Annotated in this window: 14 protein-coding genes and 1 pseudogene; 4 read left to right on the top strand and 11 right to left on the bottom strand. The window is 66.8% G+C overall.

Features of this window, described 5'->3' with window-relative positions:
- Positions 1-3: 3 nt before the first annotated feature.
- A complete protein-coding gene (locus QF036_RS19470) occupies positions 4-2,043 on the top strand; it encodes a DUF6541 family protein (protein ID WP_307104487.1) in 2,040 nt (679 codons plus the stop codon).
- 93 nt (positions 2,044-2,136) lie between these two features.
- Positions 2,137-2,772, top strand: coding sequence for a DUF2461 domain-containing protein (locus tag QF036_RS19475; RefSeq protein WP_307104489.1), 636 nt, complete (start codon positions 2,137-2,139; stop codon positions 2,770-2,772).
- A 42-nt stretch (positions 2,773-2,814) separates the two neighbouring features.
- Here the strand turns inward: QF036_RS19475 and QF036_RS19480 are convergent, their stop codons facing one another.
- The 8 genes and pseudogenes from QF036_RS19480 to QF036_RS19515 form a co-directional block, all read right to left on the bottom strand.
- Positions 2,815-4,362 carry an APC family permease gene (locus QF036_RS19480; RefSeq protein ID WP_307104491.1) on the bottom strand — a complete coding sequence of 516 codons (1,548 nt, stop codon included), beginning with the start codon at positions 4,360-4,362 and terminating at the stop codon, positions 2,815-2,817.
- Between the two features lie 220 nt (positions 4,363-4,582).
- Positions 4,583-10,027, bottom strand: a complete 5,445-nt coding sequence (locus QF036_RS19485; protein WP_307104493.1) for a peroxidase family protein — start codon at positions 10,025-10,027, stop codon at positions 4,583-4,585.
- A 373-nt stretch (positions 10,028-10,400) separates the two neighbouring features.
- On the bottom strand, positions 10,401-10,859 hold the full coding sequence (locus QF036_RS19490; protein ID WP_307104495.1) for a DUF779 domain-containing protein: 459 nt from the start codon (positions 10,857-10,859) through the stop codon (positions 10,401-10,403).
- Entirely contained in the window at positions 10,859-11,881 is a 1,023-nt protein-coding gene (gene adhP, locus QF036_RS19495) for an alcohol dehydrogenase AdhP (protein WP_307104497.1), read from the bottom strand. The genes QF036_RS19490 and adhP overlap by 1 nt, the downstream gene beginning before the upstream one ends.
- Positions 11,882-12,161: 280 nt before the next feature.
- Complete coding sequence (gene exaC / locus QF036_RS19500) at positions 12,162-13,685, bottom strand: acetaldehyde dehydrogenase ExaC (RefSeq protein ID WP_307104499.1); 1,524 nt, start codon at positions 13,683-13,685, stop codon at positions 12,162-12,164.
- Positions 13,686-13,866: 181 nt separating this feature from the next.
- Positions 13,867-15,243 (bottom strand): GAF domain-containing protein, encoded by a 1,377-nt coding sequence (locus QF036_RS19505; RefSeq protein ID WP_307104501.1) that lies wholly within the window; start codon positions 15,241-15,243, stop codon positions 13,867-13,869.
- A 112-nt stretch (positions 15,244-15,355) separates the two neighbouring features.
- Positions 15,356-16,792: an FAD-dependent oxidoreductase gene (locus QF036_RS19510; protein ID WP_307104502.1), complete on the bottom strand. Its 1,437-nt coding sequence runs from the start codon at positions 16,790-16,792 to the stop codon at positions 15,356-15,358.
- Positions 16,793-17,008: 216 nt separating this feature from the next.
- Positions 17,009-18,008 (bottom strand): annotated as a pseudogene (locus QF036_RS19515) (DNA topoisomerase IB).
- 114 nt (positions 18,009-18,122) lie between these two features.
- Here QF036_RS19515 and rarD point away from each other — a divergent pair.
- Positions 18,123-19,220, top strand: a complete 1,098-nt coding sequence (rarD, locus tag QF036_RS19520) for an EamA family transporter RarD (RefSeq protein ID WP_307104505.1) — start codon at positions 18,123-18,125, stop codon at positions 19,218-19,220.
- A gap of 81 nt (positions 19,221-19,301) precedes the next feature.
- On the opposite strand, the gene QF036_RS19525 is transcribed toward rarD, so the two are convergent.
- The 3 genes from QF036_RS19525 to QF036_RS19535 form a co-directional block, all read right to left on the bottom strand.
- A complete protein-coding gene (locus QF036_RS19525; RefSeq protein WP_307104507.1) occupies positions 19,302-20,168 on the bottom strand; it encodes a universal stress protein in 867 nt (288 codons plus the stop codon).
- 251 nt (positions 20,169-20,419) lie between these two features.
- A complete protein-coding gene (gene gabT, locus QF036_RS19530; protein ID WP_307104510.1) occupies positions 20,420-21,793 on the bottom strand; it encodes a 4-aminobutyrate--2-oxoglutarate transaminase in 1,374 nt (457 codons plus the stop codon).
- Between the two features lie 58 nt (positions 21,794-21,851).
- Entirely contained in the window at positions 21,852-23,282 is a 1,431-nt protein-coding gene (locus QF036_RS19535; RefSeq protein ID WP_307104512.1) for a gamma-aminobutyraldehyde dehydrogenase, read from the bottom strand.
- 142 nt (positions 23,283-23,424) lie between these two features.
- On the opposite strand from QF036_RS19535, the gene QF036_RS19540 reads away from it, so the two are divergent.
- Positions 23,425-24,861 carry a PucR family transcriptional regulator gene (locus QF036_RS19540; RefSeq protein ID WP_307104513.1) on the top strand — a complete coding sequence of 479 codons (1,437 nt, stop codon included), beginning with the start codon at positions 23,425-23,427 and terminating at the stop codon, positions 24,859-24,861.
- Positions 24,862-24,873 lie beyond the last annotated feature (12 nt).

Here is a 24,873-nt window from a genome sequence, read left to right on the forward strand (position 1 = left end):
ACCATGCTTGATTGGCTTTTCGGGCTGGCCTCCTCGGCCCCGACCGTCCTGTTCCTGACCGCCGCATTTTTCCTGCCGGGACTCCTGGTTCTGCTGCCGCTAAAGCCGGGCTGGCCGGCGGCCGTCGCGCTCAGTCCGGCCGTCACCCTGCTGATGTATCTGGCCGGCAGTTTCCTGGCGGCCGCCGTTGGCCTGCCATGGAACGCCGGCACTGCAGCGCTTGTTGCCCTGCCGCTGGTCGTCGCCGCCTGGCTGGCCGGCAGGCGGTTCGCCTTTGGAACGCCGCTGTGGCCTGAAGGCCTGGGCCTGCCGGCGACACTGGCGGTGGCCGCGGGGGTTGCCGTCGGAGCCGGGGTGACCTGCCTGGCCATCCTCCGCGGAATCGGGGACCCTGCCACTGCCTCACAGGGCTGGGACCCGGTCTTCCACCTGAACGCGTTGCGGTGGATCCAGGAAAGCGGCAAGGCCACCCCGTGGAGCATCGCCCCCATTTTCGGCGCTGGCACCGCCACCTATTACCCCGCAGGCTGGCATGGCGCTGTGGCCCTCATTCCGGGCAGTGTGGCGGAAGCGGCCAACTTGTCCTCGATCGTCATCGGCGGGCTGATCTGGCCGGCCGGCCTGGCCTTCCTGGCCACAGCCGTGCTGCCGCGGCACCCTGCGGCCTGGGCGCTGACGCCGCTGATCGGGGCCTCCTTCGTCAGCTTCCCCTTCTCGCAGCTCCTCCGCAGCGGCCAGTGGCCCAACGGCCTGGCCACCGCCCTTGTGCCGGCAACCCTGGCCGTGGCCGTCCTGCTGCTGCGCCGCCTGACGTCCGCCGGACGGGCTGAAACGCCGGCCCGGGAAAAGATCCTGCTGGCAGCCATCCTTCTCGCCCTCCTCGGCGGCTGTGCCGCGGCGCACCCCAGTGCCCTGTTTGCCACAGACGTCGCGCTTCTGCCCTTTGTGGCCGCCCGCTTCCTGCCGCTGCTCGTGCGCGGCGTGCGGCGCCGTCCCCTGCTTACGCTGGGGGCTGTGCTGGCGGCGGCAGTGCTTGCCACAGCGGCATGGTCGGGGCTGGCCAACTCACGCCTGCTGGCGGGTGTCATGGCCTACCGCCGGGCCGTGCGGGCCGTGGTCCCGGACTCCCTGAACCTTGCGTTCTTCGATCTGCCGCGCTTTCCGGCCCTCTCCCCGCCCGCGCCGGACGACTTCAACATGGCCGTGGGGCTGCTGGTGATTCTTGGCGCGGTGGTAGCCGTTTTTGTCAGGGAAGCGAGGCCGCTCGCCGTCGCCTGGCTGGCTTTCGTGGGGCTCTATGTGCTGGCTGCGGGACCGGAAAACGGGCTGCGGTGGCTGACAGGCGTGTGGTACAAGGACACCCAGCGGATCGCGCCGTTCATTGCCATGACGGGGAGCCTGCTGGCGGCCCTGGCCATTGCCGTGGTGACGGGTGCCCTAGTGCGGGCAGTGGTCCGGGCCCTGTCCTCCCGGCTTCCACGGGAAAACACATCAGGACGGTGGCCCGTTCCCGCCATCCTCTTCACCGTGGCCGTGGTCGCGGTCACGGGTGCGCTTTACGTCGGTTCCGGAAGCTACCGGTCAGTGGAACGCGTGGCGGTGGCCGCACAGAACTATGCTGTCTCGAACAATCCGGGAACCGGCGTGCTATCCAGCGGAGAACAGGCCTTTATCGAGCGGTCGGGTGCCATGCTGCCTGCAGATGCGGTGGTGATCGGGGATCCGTTCAACGGCGAAACGTACTTCTATGCGCTGACGGGGCGGCATGTTGTCTACACCCAGCTGGGTGCACCAACGGCCGGCAGCGCTGCCAAGGAACTGCTCCGCACAGGCTTCAACCGGCTGGCAACAGACCCTGCGATCTGTGAGGCGGTGCGCAAGGTCGGCGCCACCTACTTCTACGAGGACGCCCCCGGCACGTCGCACGGCAGCGTCAGCCTGAGCCGGTGGCCGGGCTTCTACAACGTCCCCACGGACCGGGGCTTTGAAAAAGTGGCTTCTGCAGCGGGCCGCACGCTGTACCGCATCACGGCCTGCCGCTGATTTCCACATAGGCACGGCTTCCACATAGGCGGGCGTTCCACATAGGCGGATGCGGCCGTGGCCGGAGGCGCCGGCAAACCCTAGGCTTCATCCATGAGCACATTCGAGGGCATCCCCGCCGCGGCAGCGAAGTTCTACGCTGAGCTGGAGGAGAACAACAACCGCGACTGGTGGCAGGCCCATTCCGCGGTGTACCAGGAATCCGTCAAGGGCCCGCTCCAGGCCCTCCTCGCCGACCTTGAGCCGCGCTTTGGCCCAGGCAAGATTTTCCGTCCCAACCGTGACGTCCGCTTCTCCCCGGACAAGTCCCCCTACAAGATCGCCCAGGGGGCCTTCGCCTCCTACCAGGAAGGTGTGGGCTACTACCTCCAGATCAGCGCAGACGGCCTGCTTGTTGGCGGCGGCTACCACTCGCATTCACCCGCGCAGCTGGTCCGCTACCGGAATTCCGTGGACGCGGGGAACACCGGCGAACAGCTGCAGCACATCGTGGATGCCATCGCGGCCGGCGGATTCGCCATCGAAGGCGAGAAACTGAAAACCGTGCCGCGGGGCTTTCCCAAGGACCATCCCCGCGCCGAGCTGCTGAAGCACAAGTCCCTCTCCGCCGGCGTCACCCTTGGGGAGCCCGAATGGCTCGGCTCAGCGGAGGCGGAACGCGAGATTGCCACCCGCTGGGAACAGCTCCGCCCGCTGGTGGACTGGGTGGGGAGGCATGCCGCCCCGTAACAGCACCACCAGCGGGCGGTCGCCCACGTGGATCGGGTCCGGCTAGACCTTGGTCAGCGCGTCGTTGTCCCGGTCGTCGCGGTCCCCTGCAGGGCCATTCACAGCGGCTTTGGCGCCGGCGAACTTCTCGTTGAGGCGGGAGTGCCGCTGTCCGTAGGCGAAGTAGATGGCAATGCCCACCACCAGCCAGATGCCGAAGAAGATCCAGGTTTCCACGGCGAGGTTGGTCATCAGGTACAGGCACAGCACCGCGGACAGGACGGGAATTACCTTGCCGAACGGCACGCGGAAGGCCGGCTTCAGGTCGGGGCGCTTCCGGCGCAGCACGATGATGCCCAGGCTGACCATCACGAAGGCGGACAGGGTGCCGATGTTGATCATTTCCTCGAGCAGGTCCACGTTGGTGAGTCCGGCAACCAGGGCAACGGCGGCGCCGCAGATGATCTGCAGGCGGGCCGGCGTCGAACGCTTTTCGCTGGTCTTGGACAGGGAGCGCGGCAGGAGGCCGTCGCGGCTCATGGCCAGCACGACACGGGCCAGGCCCATGAGCAGCACCATGATCACGGTAGTCAGGCCCACGAGGGATCCGAAAGCGATCACCTTCGCGGCATCGGTGTTGCCTACGGCCTCGAAGGCCGTGGTGAGCGTGGGGCTCTCAGCCTCGGCAAGCTGCGTGTACGAGACCATGCCGGTCAGTGCGAGGGACACCAGGATGTACAGCAGCGTCACCAGCGCCAGTCCGCCGAAGATGCCGCGGGGCAGGGTCTTCTGCGGGTTCTTGACCTCTTCCGCGGAGGTGGCCACGACGTCGAAGCCGATGAAGGCGAAGAACACCAGCGCGGCGCCGGCGAAGATCCCAAGGGTGCCATACTGCGCGGGCGCGGCTCCGGTGAGGAAGCCGAAGAACGACTGCTTCAGGACGTCGGCCGCGCCGGCATTGGCCGTCGGTTCGGAGGCCGGGACGAAGGGGGTGTAGTTGGAAAGCTTCACATAGCTGAAGCCGACGATGATCACGAACACCACCACGCCGATCTTGATCAGCGTGAAGATGTTGCCGACGCGGGCGGACAGCTTGGTTCCGAGGACCAGCAGCACGGTGAACACGGCGACGATGAGGAAGGCGCCCCAGTACAGGTCAACCCCGCCGAGCGAGATGGCCGGCGGCACGTCCACGCCCATCAGGGCGAAGACTTTGCTGAGGTAGATACCCCAATACTTGGCGATCACCGCAGCCGCGGTGAAGAGCTCCAGGATGAGGTTCCAGCCGATGATCCAGGCCAGAATCTCGCCCATGGTGGCGTAAGTAAAAACGTACGCGGAGCCCGCCACCGGGATGGCGGTGGCGAACTCGGCGTAGCACATGATCGCCAGCGCGCAGGTGACGGCGGCGACCACGAAGGAGAGCGTGACGGCGGGGCCGGCGAAGTTTGCAGCGGCTTTGGCGCCTACGGAGAAGATGCCGGCGCCGACGGCAACGGCGACGCCCATGATCATCAGATCCCAGGTGCTCAGGGAGCGCTTCAGCTTGCGTCCGGGCTCATCGGCGTCGGCTATTGACTGCTCGATGGATTTGGTCCGGAAAAGATTCATTGGAAGTCCACAGTCCTGATAGGGGATGGAAACAGACCTATCAAGTGTAGTGTCCATCCAGTGGACGGCCATATTTGTCCCGAATACTGAGATGGGCGCACAAAAACCCACGCCCGGCCCTCCTCCGCGCTGCGGCTGCGCGGTGTGGTGGAGGGCCGGGCGTGGGTCCCGGCGGACGGTAGGCGGCCCCTTGTCAGGAGCCGCCAACCGGCCAGCTGAGTTACACGGCGCCCGTCCGGAAGGTCCAGGACCGGAAGGCAAGCGGGTTGCCGGCCAAGTCCCGTACGGAGGACGTTGCCATCGTGTAGGTGGTGTTGGCCGCCAGCGTCGCGGACGGGTTCAGTGTCGCCGTCTGCGTCGTGGCGTTGTAGGTGACAGTGGCCCCTACGACCGGACCGGTCAAGCCGCCTTGCCGCAGCACCACCGTTCCGGTATTGACGTTCGTCACCGGCTCGCTGTAGCGGACAGTGATGTTCGCCGTACGGCTCGCTCCGGTGGCACCGATACCTGGTGATACGGAGACAACTGTCGGAGCGGGACCCGTGGTGAACTGCCACGACGTGGACGCGATGGTGTTGCCGGCAGTGTCGCGGACTGAAGACACAGCCAGCGAGTACGTGCGGTCAGCCAGGAGGTTGGCGTTCGGGTTTACCGTCGCCGTCCTCGTCGTGTTGTTGTACGTGACGGTGGCGGGAATAACGGTGGTACCGAGCCGGAGCACCACGGTGCCCGTGGTGACATTCGCCACCGGCTCACTAAACGTCACGCTCAGGTTGTTCGTCTGGCTGACGGACGTGGCGCCCGCGGCCGGCGTCCTGGCGGTGACCGTCGGTGCCACAAACTCAGAGCGCGGAGTGACGACTGCGGAGCGGGCTGAATTGACGCTCGCCCCGGCCGCATTGACGGCGTTGATGACGAATGTATAACCCGTTCCGTTGATGAGCGAACCGATCACCGCGCTGGTGACGTTGCCCACCACTGTCGTCCGCACCGGCGTTGTACCGGTCCCGACAAAGGTGCGGATCCTGTACTCCGTGATAGGTGCAGCGTTTACCACGGGCAACGGCGCCTGCCAGTTGACCGTGACTTGGGCATTCCCCGCAACTGGTACGCCCATTCGCGGCGCTCCGGGTCGAACCGGGGCTGCCGGAGTGACCGAGTTGGACAGTGCCGAGAAGGCGCTGGCGCCGATCGCGTTCACGGCCCGGACCTGGAACCGGACAGGGGTTCCGTTGGTCAGACCCGTCACCACCAGGCTGGTGGCACCGGCGTCTGCCGTCCGAAGTGCGCCGACCTGGGTTCCGGCTGCATTGACCACCCGAACCTCGAAGCTGGTGGCGGCGCCGCCTGCTGCCGGGGTGAAGTTGACCGTTGCCTGGCCGTTGCCGGCCGTTGCCGCGCCGATGACCGGCGCCGACGGTGCAACGGTGTCGGCGAACACGAGCCGTTCGACGTTCCGCACGGTATCGGTACCGTCAGTGCCCACGTTGTCGGTCACCGTGGTGACTGATCCCGGGGAGCCGAGGGTACCGTCGCCGCCGGTGGTGGTGACCGTGTAGTCGGCCTGCGGGCCGGTGAACACTGCCGAGTCGGTGCCGCCGGAGCCCGTGAGGATCTCGCGGACGGCCACGATGTTGCCGGGGTTAACGGTTCCCGCGAAGACGGCTTCCTGGAGCGTCGGCCCGGTGAGGTTGCCGTTGGCGTCCTTCAGGTACCGGCTGGTCATGGCGCTCTGGCCCAACGCTTCAATGCTGGCGCTGCCGATCTCGGTTGCCGCATTGTTCGGGTCGGTGCGGACACTCAGCCGGACGCCGAGGTACCGGTCGCCATCGATGATGTCGTCAGCGCCGCGTCCCTCAAGGAGGTCCGAGCCGCCGCCGCCAAGGAGGATGTTGCCATCGCCCCAGACGTTCGAACCGGCCGTGAGCAGCGGGCAGTCCTTGCCGGCTGATGCCGCAATGACCGTGTCCGCCGGAGTGGTCAGCGCCGGCACCAGGTCGTCGAGACCGGCAATGCGGTCAAGACCCTCCTGGTTCAGCACGTTGCATCCGATGAATCCGCCGCCGCCAACACCACTGGGGACTACGTCGTCGCCGCGGATCTTGTCATCGAATTTCCAGCCAGAGGCGGCCTCAACTTCGTTGAACTTGTCGCGGACATCGGTCTGCAGGATGTCCAGCGGAACAAGCGGGAGGTCAAGATCCAGATCCTGGGGCTGCGGATCGCCCTGACCGGTCTCCCAGTCATAGCCCGAAGCTCCGGCGACCTTCTCGATGCCAGGGCCGCCGAGGCCGATGTCGTCGCCGCCCTCCATGTCGTAGTCGTCGTCGCCGCCCTGGCCGACGAGGATGTCGTGTCCGGGCTTCTGGGAATCATCCAGGAAGAACAGGTTGCCGCTGTCGCCCTGCATCAGGTCCGGCTGGTCGCCGCCTTCTTCCCAGTCGTCGCCGCTGTCGCCGAACGCGGCGTCAAGGCTCTGACCGAGCATGACGAAGTCGTCACCGGCTCCGGCGAAGGTCTCGTTGGCATTGGCTCCGCCGTTCGTGAAGTCCTTGCCGTCGCCACCCATGAGGATGTCCAGGCCCGGGCCTGCGTCGATCGCGTCGTTGCCGGGTCCGCCCTTCGGGACGTCGTCGCCGGCGAGGTCGGTGATGATGTCGTCGCCGTCGCCGCCGAGTGCGACGTCGGCTCCGTCGCCGCCTTCGATGACGTCGTTGCCTTCACCGCCCCAGAAAGTGTCGCTGTCGTTTCCGCCGAAGATGCGGTCCACGCCGGCGGTGCCGTTGTAGACGCTCTGTCCGTTGATTCCGGAGGGGTCGACTGTGTTCCTTGCACGGTACTTGATCGTGCCGTCGGGCATACGGATCAGCAGATCCGCCTCACTGCAGTCTGAGTCCGGGTCATCCGCCACGGTGTTGCCGGATGCTGCAAAGCCGGCGGTGGTGCCTGCCAGCTTCTTCAGTTCAAACTTGCAGTCCGAGGTGGCGAACGCATCGGCCTTCAGGCTGTGCACGTTCGTGTTGCGCATCATCAGTTCTGCGAAAGAGTTGCCCTCCAGTTGCGCCCTCAGGTTCATGCCCGGGGTGCGCGCCAGGTAGTAGAGCCGGTCGCCGTTCTGCAGGTCGGTCAGCTGGTTCTCGAAGACGTAGTTGAACGTGCTGCCCAGCAGGCCGCCGAACACCACCGTCTGCTCCGCAAGACCGCCCACCCAGAGGTCGACGTTGTCGAGGCCGGTCTTCGAGTTGACGCCGTCGTTGGCCCAGGCGTCGGTGCTGTTCATGAACGCTGCGGCATCGGCCGGAGGGACATCCCCGGCAGCGGGGCTGACGATCAGCCGTGCCGCCTCCCGCTTGCCTGCCAGCGTTGTCGCGCCGGTGATGGAGGGGTGCTGGCCATAGGCTGCGACGAAGTTGACGAGGGACTCCGGGTGCTTGAGGTTCTCTCCGAAGTCGACCCAGCTGATGTAGGGCTTGAGCTGGCCGTCATTCGTGGAGTTGAACAGCTCCCTGCGAAGGACGTTCAGCCGCGGAATGCCTTCAGAACGTGCCCGCGTCATGTTGATCGCGGCAAGGTCCAGGGGCAGGCCCAGCAGGTTGCTGCGGAGAGTGTCCGTCACGAACTCGTCCAGTTCGTTGCCTGCCTGGTCCGACATTCCCATGATGATGCTGCCGGCAGCCTCTTCCGAGGTCAACGGACCAGCAGGGCCGCCATTGGTGTACTCGGGCGGGTTGAGGAAGCCCTCGAGCAGCGAAATGTCGTTCTGGCTGCCTTTCGTGTCATCAGAAGTGCCAAACACCGTGTCCGTGCCGGCTCCGTCCTCATTCCTGCGCGAGATCGTTTCCGTCAGCATGGAGTGGCCGAAGCGGTATACGGCGTGGGCGAATTCAGCCTTGACGGCGGGGTTGAGCTCCGTCTGGGTGAATGCAAACGGCTCGAACGGGTTGATCGCAGGCTGGACCTTGCGGGCGAACTCCTCGAAGACCAGGTGCTGGTACTCCATTTCCGTGATGAACCGTGCGGCCTGGAAGAGCCGCTCGCCGTTCCAGCCGCTGGCGCCGGACGCCAGCTTCCATTCGGCCAGGGCAGCCGTGCCGCTCGCGGACGTGTCGTTGGTCAGCACATTCTCGATGTCATCGACAAGCCGGTCGTGCTCGGAGTGGAAGATCTGGTGGATGGCGGTGAGGCCGATGTTTTCATTGACGCGGCCGTCACCGGCGATGAAGTGCGCGTTCAGCATCTCGTCGTCGTAGGTGCCGGGCGCCTGGCTGGCGAAGTCGGCCGAGGCCGTGGTGTTCGTATCCGGAGTGGGAGAGACTTTGGGTGTCGCGGGGTTGCGGTCCGTGTCCTGGGGCGACGGGTCCGCGTTGTGCGCGATGTCCGTCAGGAACGGGGTGTCAAAGTACTTGACGTTGGCCGGCACCAGCGTGCCAAGGCCGCCGTTGTCGGCGCGGTTGGCTTCCACGAGTCCGGTCGCCGTCACGAACTGCGGCAGCCCGCGCAGGGGGCCGGGGATGAACTTGCCGTAGGGGTCCGCTGCGATCATTGGCACGTTCAGGACGTCCTTGTCCCGCAGTTGGATTCCGAGGAGCGCCGAAGCCTGGGCCTTGGTCGTTGTCCAAGTAGCCATGCCGCCGGCGGTCGGGCCGGCAGGTCCGCCGAGCAGCTTGCCCGTGGCGACCGGCCTCCCGGCGTTGTTGTTGACGTATTCCCGCAGGAACACCTGGTGTGATGAGTGCGAGGTGTAGGTCTGGCTCTGGTCGACCCAGGGCGAGTCCGTGTTGTTCGCGTCCTGGAGATCGTCCGCGGTGCCGAGGATTCCGTCCGGACCGGGCTGGTTCTGGCCGCGGGTCAGGACCATGAAGGCTTGGCTCGCCGGAACCTCGTCGCCCGTGTTTGCCTTGCGGTCAGGGCCAACGGTGCGCAGCGGGTCGTCAGCCTTCAGGGGCACGAAGACCGTGCCGCCGCCCTTGACAGTCTGGTCAACGCCGTGGTCGAAGAACTGGCCGAAGAGGGTGAACATCGAGTTGTAGGGCGGGGAGAGGCCAACGTCAGTGGTCACGTTCTCGATGAACAGCGTGCTGTAGGACGGCACGCAGTCTGCGGGAACGCCAGCGACGGGCGGAGTGGCCAGGGGATCCGGGTCCGTGGTGCAGGGCACGACGCCCGTGTTGCCCTGCGTCCGGACCGGGTTGCCGGCCGCGGCGACGGCTGCCGGGTTGGTCGAGGTCTGGTCCACGATCAGGTTGCTGATCACGCGGGGCTCGGAGTCTACGACTGTCCCGGACTTCTGGGCGTAGGACGAGGCGGCCGGGCCGCCGAAGGCCGAAGCGTTCTCGGCACCCTTAAACACCGGTGTGGTCAGGCGCGGGAACTTCTGGTCGGCTGCACCGAACGTCTCCTGGCCGGGCTGAAGGTTGTTGCATGACCCGTCCACCGTCCGGAGCCCCTGAGAGACGAGGGGGCTCGGAATTTGATTGGGGCCTGTCCCGATCAGCGCACCACAGGGGCCGGTGGCTGAGGTCGTGTTGGCCACGTGGGCTTCAGCAATCTTGATCTGCTTCAGGATGAAGGAGAGATCTGAGGGGGTGACGGTAAAACCCTCCCCCACCGGTGCCTGCACCGCGTTGGCTGACACCACGGGCAACCCCATAGCGATTGGCATCATGAGTGTGGTTACAGCAGCCACCGTCCGGAAAGAGATGGCCTGCTTGCCGTGCTTTTTGCGACGTTGACGTCGGTTTGTTGGTGGATCGGTGGGTGACGCAGATCGACTTTGATCCGCGCCCCCGTCTGACTTCCAGGCTAAGAGTTTCATGGCACACCTGCCGCTAGGAGGGATGTAACCGTGCCATCGTGCGGTGGCGTGCCCGTGAAAACCTTGTGGATGCGGCCGAACCGGAGCTCTTTGCCCTGTTGAGCCACCCAAATTGGGGGTTTTCAACCAGTCAACTAACCGGCAGCGCTCAGGTGGGGCCGCTAGTTCGCGGCCCCACCTGAGTGTCATTTGCCAAGGAGTATTACGTCCGGTCTGGGTTCGCTCAGGCCGGCCAGTCCATCAATGTGGAGCGGATCAGGAAGCGCTTGCCTTCCGGCGCCTCGACGGAAAATCCGCTCCCCCGGCCCGGCACCACGTCCACCGTCAGGTGGGTGTGGCTCCAGTAGCCGAACTGTTCCCGGGACATCCAGAACTCCAGCGGCCGGCCGCCGTCGTGAGCGCCGCGGGTGCCGTCGTCGTCCACCGAACCGGGCGGTCCGCCGGCGTCCGCCGAGAGGTCGAACCGCCCCAGCAGCACATCCGACTCCCCCGTGAGGAAGTCCCCTGCCGGGTAGCACATCGGCGCGGAGCCGTCACAGCAGCCGCCTGACTGGTGGAACATGAGCGGGCCGTGCTGCGCCCAGAGCTTCAGCAGCAGCCCCACCGCCTTTGCGGTGAGCGCCACCCGGGAGAAGTCCTCCCCGGGCAGCGTCGCCGCGGCGTCCAGCCTGGTCCCCGGCATCAGAACCTCAGCACAACACGGCCGTCGATCTTGGCGTGCTTCATTTCGTCGAAGACAGCGTTGACTTCCGAGAGTTCCCTTATGGAGACGGTGGGGTGGATCTTGCCCTGCGCGTAGAAATCCAGTGCTTCCTCGAGATCCTGCCGTGTCCCAACGATGGAGCCGCGGACGGTCAAGCCCTTGAGCACGATCTCGAAGATCGGTGCCGGGAAGTCACCCGGCGGCAGGCCGTTGAACACGATCGTGCCGCCGCGGCGGGCCATGCCGATGGCCTGGCCGAAGGCCGACGGGTGCACTGCCGTGACCAGGACTCCGTGGCAGCCGCCCGTTTCACGCTGGATGACTTCCGCGGGATCCTCGTGGAGCGCGTTGACGGTGAGTTCGGCACCGTGCTTCCTGGCGAGGGCGAGTTTATCGTCGGCGATGTCCACGGCGGCGACGCGCAGGCCCATGGCCACGGCGTACTGGACGGCGATGTGCCCCAGCCCGCCGATGCCGGAGATGGTGACCCACTCCCCCGGTTTAGCTTCGGTCATTTTGAGTCCCTTGTAGACGGTGACGCCGGCGCAAAGCACCGGAGCGACCTCCACGGGATCCGAGCCGGCCGGAATCCGGGCGGCAAACCGGCTGTCCACCAGCATGTACTCGCCGAAGGAGCCGTCCACGCTGTAGCCGGCGTTCTTCTGGGCCTCGCACAGCGTTTCCCAGCCGGTGCGGCAGTACTGGCAGTCGCCGCAGGCGGACCAGAGCCAGGCGTTGCCCACCAGGTCCCCGACCGTGAGATCGGTGACGCCCTCGCCGAGAGCAACCACCTCGCCCACGCCTTCATGGCCGGGCACAAACGGAGGGGACGGTTTGACCGGCCAGTCCCCTTCCGCGGCGTGGAGGTCGGTGTGGCAGACCCCGCTGGTGATCACCTTGATGAGAGCCTGTCCGCGGCCGGGCGTTGGGACGGGAATGGCCTGGATCTGGAGGTCCTTGCCGAATTCGGATACTACGGCTGCTTGCATTGTCGTCGTCATTGGCGAAATCCTTGCGTCATTAGAGCGTTGTATGGGTGGTGCGGAAAAGGTGGTGCTGCCTCCCTGAGGGGTGGCCAGGGGTGGTTCTTCCGCCGCGGTAAGGGCGGGAAGCATGGTGCGGGCGGGGACGGATGGAGCTGATCCTCCCCGCCCGGATTGGGACGGGAGTGGGGCGCGAGGGCCCCTTCGTGGCGACGGAGTCGCCGGATCAGCCCTTCCCGCAGCTCGCAAGCTCGCGGCGGGGCCCTCGGCCTGATCCTTCACGGGAGCGCCCCAATCCTTAGAAGAAGCCGAGCTTGTTTTCGTTGTAGCTGACCAGGAGATTCTTGGTCTGCTGGTAGTGGTCCAGCATCATGGCGTGGTTTTCCCGTCCGATGCCGGAGGACTTGTAGCCGCCGAATGCGGCACCGGCCGGGTAGGCGTGGTAGTTGTTGACCCAGACACGACCGGCTTGGATCTCGCGGCCTGCCCGGTACGCGACGTTGCCGTTGCGGGACCAGACGCCGGCGCCAAGGCCGTAGAGGGTGTCATTGGCGATGCCCATGGCGTCGTTGTAGTCGCTGAAGCGGGTCACGGAGACCACCGGGCCGAAGATCTCCTCCTGGAAGATGCGCATCCGGTTGTGGCCCTCGAAGATCGTGGGCTGCACGTAGTAGCCGCCGGCCAGGTCACCGGACAGTTCAGCACGGGCGCCGCCGGTGAGCGCCTTGGCGCCCTCCTGCTTTCCGATGTCGATGTAGGAAAGGATCTTCTCCAGCTGGTCGTTGGAGGCCTGCGCACCGATCTGGGTTTCCGTGTCCAGCGGGTTGCCCTGGATGATCTTCTCGGTCCGGGCCAGGGCGTCGGCCATGAAGGAGTCGTAGATGCCTTCCTGGACCAGGGCGCGGGACGGGCAGGTGCAGACTTCGCCCTGGTTGAAGGCGAACAGCGCGAACCCTTCCAGAGCCTTGTCATAGAACGCATCGTTGGAGTCGGCGACGTCGTTGAAGAAGATGTTCGGGCTCTTGCCGCCGAGTTCCAGCGTCACGGGGATCAGGTTGTTGGAGGCGTACTGGCTGATCAGCCGTCCGGTCGTGGTCTCGCCGGTGAAGGCGATCTTGCGGATCCGCGGGCTGGAGGCCAGCGGCTTGCCCGCCTCGACGCCGAAGCCGTTGACCACGTTGACCACGCCGGCCGGCAGCAGGTCGCCGATCAGTTCCATCAGGACCAGGATGGACGTCGGCGTCTGTTCCGCAGGCTTGAGGACGACGGCGTTGCCCGCCGCGAGCGCGGGGGCCAGCTTCCAGACGGCCATCAGGATGGGGAAGTTCCACGGGATGATCTGGCCCACGACGCCGAGCGGCTCGTGGAAATGGTAAGCCGTGGTGTCGTCGTCGAGCTGCGACAGCCGGCCCTCCTGGGCGCGGACGGCGGAGGCGAAGTAGCGGAAGTGGTCGGCAGCGAGCGGGATGTCCGCGTTGAGGGTCTCGCGGACCGGCTTGCCGTTGTCCCAGGTCTCGGCGACGGCGAGCAGTTCGACGTTCTCATCGATGCGGTCGGCGATCTTGTTCAGGATCGCGGCGCGTTCGGCCACCGAGGTCCGGCCCCAGGAGGGAGCCACCTTGTGCGCGGCGTCGAGGGCGAGTTCGATGTCCTCGGCAGTGCCGCGGGCCACCTCGCAGAACGGTTTGCCGGTGACGGGCGTGATGTTCTCGAAGTACTGGCCCTTCACGGGTGCAACCCATTCGCCGCCGATCCAGTTCTCATAGCGGTCCTTGAACGTGACCTTCGAACCCTCGGTGCCGGGCTGTGCGTAAACGGTCATTGCTAGCTCCTTTGCTCTGCAACACGGTGGCGATGTGTCATGGTGATCGCCGATGCATCGAGCCTAGGAGGGGGCAGGTTGCAGCCAGGTTGCAACCGTGTAACCAGGGTCACCCTTGATTGAGCCTCGCAAAAACCCGGCTGGGCCGACGGGGAGGTTAGACGCCGCCAGGGGCCGACGGTTAGGCGCTCAGCTCCGTTTCCAGCCGCTCCAGGTCGGCGACGACGGCGGCACGCTTGGGCGAGCGCGGCGGCAGGAGCTTCAGGGCGGCACGGCGGACGTCGACGTCGTCCGCCGCCTCCGGCAGTTCCGCGTACTTGAGCAGCGATTCGGCGCTGCCGTCCGTCAGGACGGCCTCGCGCACCAGTGCGGACACGCGGTTCCGGAGCTCGACGACGCCGGGCGCCTCCGAGCGCGGCAGGACGGCGCCGCGGTAGATTTCCAGGGCGATCCGGTGGGCGCCGCGCTGCAGGCAGGTGAGCACTTGGCTGCTGTCCGGCAGGAGCTCCATCGCCAGCCTGTACGGCCGCGACTCCGGAACCGCGGCGGGGTTCAGCTGCTGCAGGACCTTCCGGAGCCGCACCATCTCAGCGCGCAGGGTGATCGTGGAGCCGTCCCCCGGGTACAACAGGACACTCAGTTCCTCGGCGCTGAGGCCGTCCGGGTGGGTGCTGAGCAGGGCCAGGATCTCGCTGTGCCGGGCGGACAGCACCACGCTGCGGCCCTCGATGCTGAGCAGCGCCTGGTCGCGGCCCAGCAGCTGCAGGCTGTTGCGGTACAGGCTGCCTTCCCGCGCCGAACCGCCGGCCGCCCCGGACCCCGGGTGCCGCCGTCGTGCTTTAACGCGTTCCTGGGCAGCCGCGAGCTGCAGGCGTTCCACGCGCAATTGGGCCTGGGCCGCCGCCACTGTGGCCTCCACGAGGGAGAGCGTGTGCGGCGCCACGGCCGCCTCAGTGCCCGTGATGTCCACGACCCCCAGCAGCGCCCCGGAATCGGGGTCCTGGAACGGCACCGCTGTGCAGCTCCAGGGATGGACTGAACGTTTGTAGTGCTCGGCGCCGGAAATCTGGATGCCGCGGCCCAAGGCGAGGGCGGTCCCGGGGGCGCTGGTCCCCACAGTGGCCTCCGACCAGTCGGCACCGGGAACGAACATCATGCCTTCGGCGCGGCTGCGCACGCCGGTATCGCCTTCCACCCAGAGCAGCCTGCCCACCTCGTCGCCCACGGCAACCAGCAGTCCACAGTCGTGGCTGGGCCTGATGAGGAGCTTCTGGATCACGGGCATGATGGCGGCCAGGGGGTGCTGGCGGCGGTATTCCTCCAGCTCGTCCGCGGCGATGGCCAGCGGCGCCTCGGGGTTGTCGGGGTTGGCCCGCAGCTTGGCGGACCGCTGCCAGGATTCGCGGATCAGGCGGCGCAGGCCGGGGATTTCATCCGCGTCGGGGAACGCTTCGCTCTGCGCGTGGCTGTCCAGGAATTCGTGGCTTGCCAGGGCGCGGCGCTGCACCAGCACCGAATCTATGGATCCGGGTGCCGCCGGCTGGATCAGGTTCTTCATCGAACTCCCACTCGCCCAAACGCTTGCCCGCGACAGTCTAGTCCACCCAACTAGGTAGCAGTAGAGGGCGTTCCCAGCGCTGGGAACGCCCTGTGCTGCTACCTAGTTGGGTTTAGCCGCGGGAGATTTGGATCATCTCCTCACGCGGCACCACCTTGATGCGTTCGCGCACGACGCCGTCGTTCCCGGCGGCGGATTCCGTCCACGATGCGCCGAGGGCGGCCTCATGGGCGTTCAGCTTGTTCCAGCCTTCCCACGTCGTGTACTCGATGCCGCGCTCCTCGAGCAGGTCGATGATTGCCTGCGGGTCGGGGTTCTGTGCCGGCGGCAGGGTGAGCCGGTCCTCGAGGAGGAAGCCGATGGTTTCCAGGGCATCGCCCTTCGTGTGCCCGATCAGGCCGACCGGCCCGCGCTTGATCCAGCCAGTGGTGTAAATGCCGGGGACAGGGTTCCCGTCGGCGTCGAGGACACGGCCGCATTCGTTGGGGATGACCCCGCGCTTGGCGTCGTATTCCAGTTCGTCCACCGCAGAGCCGTGGTAGCCGATGGCGCGGTAAACGGCCTGCACCGGGTAGTCGATGAACTCCCCCGTGCCCTTGACGTTGCCGGTGCCGTCAAGCTGCATGCGCTCGAACTTGATGCCGGCGACCTTGCCGGACCCGCCGTCGTCGTAAATCTCGACTGGGCTGTGCAGGAAGTGCAGGTGCAGGCGGCGCGACGACGGCTGCTCAGCCTCGGCGTGCTCCTCGACCAGCCAGTTGGTCATGGTGTTCACCATGGTCTTGGTCTGGTTGTTGCTCCGGATCGCGTCGTCGGAGGCCTCGTCGAATTCGAAGTCCTCCGGGTAGAGCACGATGTCGACGTCGCGGGCATGGCTGAGTTCGCGCAGCTCCAGCGGGGTGAACTTGACCTGGGCGGGACCGCGGCGGCCGAAGACGTGGACGTCGGTGACCGGCGAGTTCTTCAGACCCTGGTAGACGTTGTCCGGGATCTCGGTGACGAGGAGTTCGTCGGCGTGCTTCACCAGCATCCGCGCGACGTCCAGAGCCACGTTGCCGTTGCCAATGACCGCGATTTCCTTGGCGTCCAGCGGCCATTCGCGGGAGACGTCCGGGTGCCCGTCGTACCAGGACACGAAGTCGGCGGCACCGAAGGAGCCCTCGAGGTCGATCCCGGGGATGTCCATGTCGGCGTCCTTGATGGCGCCGGTGGAGAAGATGACGGCGTCGTAGAAGGCGCGGAAGTCGTGAAGGGTGAGGTCCCGGCCGTAGGTGACGTTGCCCAGGAACCGGATGTCGCCGCGGTCCAGGACTTTGTGCAGGGCGTTGACGATGCCCTTGATGCGGGGATGGTCCGGGGCCACGCCGTAGCGGATCAGGCCGTACGGTGCCGGGTAGGCCTCGAAGAGGTCGATGCTGACCTCGAAGTCGCCGTCCTTGACCTCATTGGACTTGGTCAGGATGTCCGCGGCATAGACGCCTGCGGGCCCCGCGCCGACGATTGCGACGCGGAGCGGGCGCTTGGCCGTGGATTCAGCTGTGTTGGACACCGTAAGCCCTTCCGGAACGGGAGACCGCGCCCCACCGGCGCGCAGTTTTCAATTCTAATTGTCCGCCCGGTCGGGCGTCCCACCCGTGACGGCGAGCGGCGGTCCGTGACGGCCTGCGGCCTGGGAACCCGGCCCAGGGACGGTTGGCGGCCTTGGACGGTTCACGGGGCGCGCGGGTCACGGGCCCGCCCGCGTTACGGGGCCGGCCCGCCCGCGTCAGCCGCTCTTGCGCAGGGCCACCACATCGCCCTCGCGGTACAGCAGCGCCCGCAGCTCCGACTCCACTGAATCCAGCCGCTTCGGATCGATGGTCTCGCCGGCGGCGAAGTGGTCCAGCAGCCGCGGGTCCACGTAGCTCTTGCGGGCGATCGACGGCGTGTTCCCGAGCACCGCTGCCGCCTCCATCATGGCGACGCTGATGGCGCGCTTCCTCTTCGCCTCGGTTTTTTGCGGACCGCTCCGGGCGAGGCTGACGGCGGCCGCGGCGGTGCCGCGCAGGGTCCGGAAGTCCTTCGCGGTGAAGTCGTCGCCCGTGCGTTCCTTCACGTAGGCGTTGATTTCGGCGCTGGTCACCGGATGCCATGTCCGGCCGTTCTTGTAGGCGAGCAGGCGCGCGTTGCCGCCGCGCCGCTTCAGGGTCCGGGCCAGCGGGGCAAGGTCCGGGTCCACGATCTGGGATTCCCAGGTTTTGCCGCTTTTGGCCGGAAAACTCAGGTACAGGCACTCGTTCCGGACACGGACGTGGGCGCACAGCAGGGTGGCCAGACCGTGACTGCCGTTTTCGTTCGTGTACCGCTCCGACCCCACCCGCAGGGATGCGCTGTCCAGCATCCTGAAAGCCGCGGCCAAAACGCGCTGGCGGGTGATGCCGTCGGACCTCAAATCCATGGTGACCAGCCGCCGGGCGGTGGGCAGCGATTCGGCGAGCTGGAGCGCGCGGTCGAATTTCGCGCGGTCTTTCCGTTCGCGCCACTCCGGATGGTAGATGTACTGCCGGCGGCCCACGGCGTCCAGCCCCGTGGCCCTGGATGTGCCCGTTCTCGTAAGGCGCTATCCACACGTCTGTCCAGGCGGGCGGAATACCGATGCTCTCCAGCCGGTCCCGGACCGGTCCGGGCGGCAGCGTGGACCCGTCCAGGTCCCTGTAACTGAAGCCGGAGCCGGCCCGCACCCGCCGGTAACCGCGGCCGGAAGCGTTGCTGTGGCGGAGCCTCATCGGGCCGTCGCCCGGCGGTGAGTCGTACTCATAATGGCAAGCCTACTGACTAAATTGCCTCGGCAGGCAACCACTGGTCCGTGCAGACGGAATACCGCTCCCTAAGATGGTGTTATGGGTCTTGTGCCTAACCCCGATGGATCCGTCTCCTCCGCTCTTCCGACGACTGTCCCTTCACGCGGCGCCGCGCCCTCAGGCGTGACCAGTCCCGGGGCACCAAGCAAGCCTGGCACCGGCAGTTTGCCTGGCGCACCCAGTTTGCCTGGCGCACCCAAGGCGGTGGACAAGGAGACGACGGCGGGAATCCTCTTCGGCATCGGCGCTTACGGGCTATGGGGGCTGCTTCCGCTGTACTTCTTCGTTCTGCAGCCGGCCGGTGCGGTGGAAATCGTGGCCAACCGGGTGGTCTGGTCCCTGATCTTCTGCGCCCTCCTGATCACGGTGACCCGGGCGTGGCGCGTCCTGGGCGCTGCCCTGCGCAACCGCTCTATGCTTTGGACCCTGGCGGCCGCGGCCGGCCTCATCGCGGTGAACTGGCTGACGTATACCTATGGCGTCACCACCGGGCAGGCAGTCGAGGCCTCGCTTGGGTACTTCATCAACCCGCTGGTATCGGTCCTCCTCGGCGTGTTCGTCCTGAAGGAGACGCTCAGGCCGCTGCAGTGGGCCGCCGTCGGAATCGGTTTCATCGCCGTGGGCGTGCTCACCGTCTCCTACGGGAAACTGCCTTGGATCGCCCTGACCCTGGCCGTCAGCTTCGGCCTGTACGGCTTCGTGAAGAAGCGGGTGGGGCCGCGTGCCGATGCCATCACCAGCCTCACCGTGGAGACCATCGTCCTCGCTCCCCTGGCCGCGGCCACCATGATTTTCCTCGCGGTGGGCGGCACTGCGTCGCTGACCACCCACGGCCCCGGGCACTTCTGGCTGCTCCTGGCGTCGGGCGTCATCACGGCCGTACCGCTGGTGTTCTTCGGCGCCTCGGCCCGCCGGCTGCCCATGACCACCATCGGGCTGCTGCAGTACTTCGCACCCGTGCTGCAGTTCATCGTTGCCCTGGTGGTGTTCCGTGAGGCCATGACGCTGGACCGGTGGATCGGCTTCGGCGTCGTGTGGCTTGCCCTGCTGGTGCTCACCGTGGACATGCTGGCTGCGACGCGCAAGAGTTCAGCGGCCAAGCGGCTTGCCCGCAGGGAAGCGCGAACGAACACTTAAGCCCCCGGGGCGGGCCCCAACTGTTCGTTCGCGCTCGGAAGGGCCTGAACTGTCCGTTCGCGCTCGGAAGGGCAGGGCAGGTCAGGGCGCCGAGTCAGAGCGGTCATAGTCCCGCGGCACAACCACCATGGGCACCGGCAGCGCGCGCAGGACCTTGTTGGCCGTGCTGCCGAGGAACATGCGGTTCTTCTCGGCCAGGCGCGAGGACCCGACGATGAGGATCTCGCCGTCGTCCCATTCGAGTCCGTCGATGGCTTCCTCAATCGTGCGGCCATGGGCTACAGCCACGCCGACCTCGTGCCCTGCCGGTACCTTCCCCGATGCTGCTGTCAGGACGGTGTTGGCGTGGATGTGTGCGGCGTTGATCGCCTCCCCGGCGTCACCGGCGGCGTCGAGCTCCACCAGCGACACCAGCCGCAGCGGCACACCTCGCCGCTTCGCTGCCCTGATGGCGGTCTCGATTGCAGCCTCAGCACCGGCCCGCTGCCCCACGGCGAGGGTAAGGCGGGTAACGGGTGCCGTCCGCTGGTAGCCGCGCGGCGCGAGTGCCACCGGTACCGGCGAGGCGTGCAGCAGCGCGTTGGCCACAGACCCCACCGTGAAGCGCTTGAACAGGCCGGCGCTGGCGGCGCCCACAGCGATAAGCCCGGCTTCGAACTCCACCGCCGCGTCGATGAGACCGCCGGCGAAGGAATCGGCCTCACGCACATGGAATTTCGCGGGCAACCCCTGCGGAACCAAGGCCAGGCCTTCCCGCTCCGCCGTCAGCACCTCCTGCTCCGCGGCGCTGACCCGGCTGCCCTCCGGGTTCAGGGCCACGTAGGGAGTGCCCGGCTTCACCACATAGACCAGATCCAGTTCGGCGCCCTGGGCCAGGGCCAGTGACGTGCCCAGGGCAACGGCGTCTGCGCCGCGCTCGGTGGGTGTGTAACCGACTACGTATCGCATGCGAAACCCCTCTTTGGGTAGTGCAGACCGATGCCCGGCTCCCGGCGGCGCTCCCCGGCCTGCGGCGTGAAGTGCAGTGGTGAGGATGACTCTACCGCGGCTCTCCGGGCGGCGGGCCGGAACACATCGCGGAGTACGGCGGCGGCAAAAACGACGGCGGGCCGGGCACCTTTTGGTACCCGGCCCGCCGTCGGCGTCCAGCCCCAGCGGGTGGGGCTTAAGTGTTCGTTCGCGCTAAAAGCGCAGTGGAATTAGGCGTTGGCCTTGATGGCCGCGGCGAGGACCTCCAGGCCGTCCAGCAGCAGCTCGTCGCTGATCACCAGCGGGGGCAGCAGGCGGATGACGTTGCCGTAGGTTCCGCAGGTGAGGATGATGACGCCTTCCTTGAGGCAGGCGGCGGCAACGGCCTTGGTGAGTTCCGGGTTGGGCTCCTTGGAACCGGCCTGGACCAGCTCGATGGCCAGCATGGCGCCGCGTCCGCGGATGTCGCCGATCACGGAACCTCCGGCGCCGCCGGGAAGCGCAGCTGCAAGTTCGCGCAGTTTGCCGAAGGACAGCTCCTCGATGTGCTTGGCGCGGGCGTTGAGGTCGTACTCCTGCATGGAGCCGATGGAGGCCAGGGCGGCGGCGCATGCCACCGGGTTGCCGCCGTAGGTGCCGCCGAGGCCGCCGGGGTGGACGGCGTCGAGCAGGTCCGCGCGGCCGGTGATGGCGGACAGCGGCATGCCGCCGGCGATGCCCTTGGCCATGGTGATGATGTCCGGAACGATGCCCTCGTGGTCCACGGCGAACCATTCACCGGTGCGGCAGAAGCCGGACTGGACCTCGTCGGCGATGAAGACGATGCCTTTTTCCTTGGCCCAGGCGGACAGGGCCGGCAGGAAGCCTTCGGCCGGAACGATGAAGCCGCCCTCGCCCTGGATCGGTTCGATGATGATGGCGGCCACCTGGTCGCCGCCGATCTGCTTCTCGATCCCGATGATGGCGCGCTTGGCGGCCTCGGCACCGGTGATCTGCGGGTTTTCTTCGCGGAACGGGTAGCTCATCGGCATGCGGTAGACCTCGGGCGCGAACGGCCCGAAGTTGGTCTTGTACGGCATGGCCTTGGCGGTCAGCGCCATGGTCAGGTTGGTGCGGCCGTGGTAGGCGTGGTCAAAAGCGACGACGGCGTCCCGGCCGGTGGCCAGGCGGGCCACCTTGATGGCGTTTTCCACCGCTTCGGCGCCCGAGTTGAAGAGGACGGTGCGCTTCTCGTGGGTGCCGGGGGTGAGCTTGTTCAGCTGCTCGGCGACCGCGACGTAGCCCTCGTAGGGGGTGACCATGAAGCAGGTGTGGGTGAAGTGCTCCACGGCCTCCTTCACCGCACCGACGACGGCGGGATCGGACGCGCCGACGCTGGTCACCGCGATGCCCGAGCCGAGGTCGATGAAGGAGTTGCCGTCGACGTCGTGGATGATGCCGCCGTCGGCGTCTGCGACGTAGACCGGAACGCTCGAGGCGACACCGGCGGCGACGACTGCCTTGCGGCGTTCGGTCAGTGCCACGGACTTGGGGCCCGGGAAGTCGGCCTGGACGCGGCGCTTCTGCTCGAGGCGGTAGGTGATTTCGTTGGCGGTGGTGGTCATGGGGTTTCTTTTCTTTCTACGATTCCGGGGGTTTCGACAAGCTCAACCAACGGGCCGGTTAGGCATCCAGGGCGGACATGACGTGCTTGATGCGCGTGTAGTCCTCGACGCCGTACATGGAGAGGTCCTTGCCGTAACCGGACTGCTTGAAGCCGCCGTGGGGCATTTCGGCGGTGAGGAGAATGTGCGTGTTGATCCAGACCGCACCGAAGTCAAGATCGCGGCTGAGCCGCATGGCCGTGCCGTGGTCGGACGTCCAGACGCTGGACGCCAGGGCGTACTCGACGTCGTTGGCCAGCTCCACCGCTTCCTGTTCCGTGCTGAACTTCTGCACGGTGATGACCGGGCCGAACGTTTCCTTCTGCACGATGTCGTCCGTCTGCTTGGCGCCGGTGATGATGGTGGGCTCGAAGAAGAACCCCTTCTCCCCCGCGCGGTGGCCGCCGGTCTCGATCCGGCAGTTCGCCGGCAGTGAATCGACGACGGCGCTGACCGCTTTGAAGTGGTTGACGTTGTTCAGCGGGCCGAAGTAGTTGTCCTCGTCGTTCTGCGAGCCGGTGTGCAGGGTCTTGGTGTGTTCCACCATGGCGGCCACGACGTCGTCATGCACCGAGTCCTCCACCAGGACACGGGTGATGGCCGTGCAGTCCTGGCCGGCGTTGAAGAACGCGAACTCGGCGATGGCCGCGGCGCTCTTCTTGATGTCGGCGTCCTTGAAGACGATGGCCGGGGCCTTGCCGCCAAGTTCCAGGTGCGCCCGCTTGAGGCCCTTCGCGGCGCCCGACGCGACGGCGATGCCGGCACGGACGGAGCCGGTGATGGAGACGAGGCCCGGGACCTTGTGCTCCACCATCAGCGCGCCGGTTTCGCCGGTGCCGAGGATGACGTTCAGGACGCCGGCCGGCAGGATGTCCGCGGCCAGGCGCGCCAGGACCAGGGTGGATTCGGGCGTGGTGTCGGAGGGCTTCAGGACCACGGTGTTGCCGGCCGCGAGCGCGGGGCCGATCTTCCAGATGGCCATCAGGAACGGGTAGTTCCACGGTGCCACCTGGGCCACGACGCCGATCGGCTCGCGGCGGACGAAGGAGGTGTGGCCCTCAAAGTACTCACCGGCGGACTTGCCTTCGAGAATGCGGGCGGCACCGGCGAAGAAGCGCAGCTGGTCGGCGCCTGCCGCCACTTCCTCGGACGCGATCAGGGAACGGACCTGGCCGGTGTTGCGGTGCTGGGCATCGACGAGTTCGTCGCTGTTGGCCTCGATGGCGTCGGCGAGCTTGAGCAGCATGAGCTGCCGCTGCCCGGGGGTCACGTGCTTCCAGGTCTTGAAGGCGTCTTTGGCGGCGGCCATGGCGGCCTCGACGTCGGCCTCCACGGATACAGGTGACTTGGCCACCACGTCGCCGGTCACGGGGTTCACGATGTCGAGCAGGCCAGTGCCCGCAGGCGTGACGAACTCTCCGTTGATGAAGTTTTGCAAGGTCTGAACCACGGTGTACAACCTCTTTCGTCCTGAATGGTGTGATGCGGCTGACTCGAGCCTATTCCAGCCCGACACCGCGGGGAATAGCCACCTGCACACCCTTGAACCAAGGCTTTAGTGCGATCGGCCAGCATCCCGTTACCCTTGATCCATGGCAATTTCCCTCGCGGCGCTGCTGGCCGTGCAGTCTCTGGGACTCAAGAAATCCAGCCTTGCGGAGACCACTTCCCACCAGGACATCCGCTGGGTTGCGGTCACGGAACTGGAGGACCCGCAGCGCTTCCTCAACGGCGGCGAACTGGTGCTGACCACCGGGCTGCGGATGAAAAGTGCGCCCGAACAGCGCCGCTTCGTGCGCCAGGTCCAGCGCGCCGGCGCCGTCGGGATCGGCTTCGGCGTGGGGCTCTCGCACGACGCCGTCCCCCCGGCTTTGATCGCGGAGGCGAACCGCTGGGGGCTACCGGTAGTCGAAGTGCCATACGGCACCCCATTCATCGCCATCAGCAAACTCGTGGCAGACGCGCAGTCCGCGGACCACTATTCGAAGCTTGAGCGTCTCATCGCCGGGCACCAGATCCTGGCCCGTGCGCTGCTGACCGGCGGCGGCCTCGCGGAGCTCCTGCGGCACCTGGGCGGCATGCTCCGCACCGAAATCGCCCTCACCCAGTTCACCGCCCAGCTGTACAACAGCGGCAGCGAACCGCCAACCGCTGACTCTTGGACCACCTACCCCATTCCCACCGGGCGCCGCGATGCGTGCACCCTCTGGGTGAAGCAGCCGTTCGAGGATTCCGGCATCATCGGCTACGCGCAGAACCTCATCAGCGTGGAACTCAACAACATGGTCAAGCAGCGCCAGGCGGAGCGGGCGCTATGCGGGCAGGTGCTCGAGGACGTGATCCACGGAACCCTGGACCCCAGTGAGGCCCAGCGCCGCCTCGCCGGGACGGGCATCAACAGCACGCGCAAAAACGTGGTGATCCTGGCGGGTTCCGAGGCGCACCACAAGCAGCTGGTCAGCTCCTCGCTGCCTCAGTCGCTGGAGAACGCGGTGACCGCCGTCGTCGGAAAGGACCTGGTCACGGTGGTGCCCGACGACGGTCGCGGCGCCACGGCAATGGCCAAAAGCCTCAGCGACCACCTCGCCGAGGCCGGCATCCACGCCACCATCGGCATCGGCGGCGCGTACACCAAGCCGAACGGCCTGCGCTGGAGCTACTTCGAGGCACGTGACGCCGCCAGCCACGGGCTGCCGGTGAACGAGCCCGAACGGCTCAGCCTGACCTCCCTGCTCCTAGCCAGTGAAGACGTGCCGCTGGCGGACATGGCCAACGAATCACTGGACCCGCTCCGGAGCTTCGATGCCGCCCACGGCGCCGAGCTGATGGCCACGCTGGAGAGCTACCTGAACAACAACGGCTCCGTTGCCGCGGTCGCCGAGGCGCTCACCCTGCACCGGAACACGGTCCGCTACCGGCTGGCGCAGATCACCGAACTCACCGGGTACGACCCCTCCATCACTGCCGACCGGGTGCAGCTGTGGCTGGCCCTGGCGGTCGCCCGGCTCGGGGCGCGGCACGCCGGCTGAGCCGGTTCACCT

This window comes from Arthrobacter globiformis, from assembly GCF_030817195.1.
In the GTDB taxonomy this organism is placed as follows: Bacteria; Actinomycetota; Actinomycetes; order Actinomycetales; family Micrococcaceae; genus Arthrobacter; species Arthrobacter globiformis_D.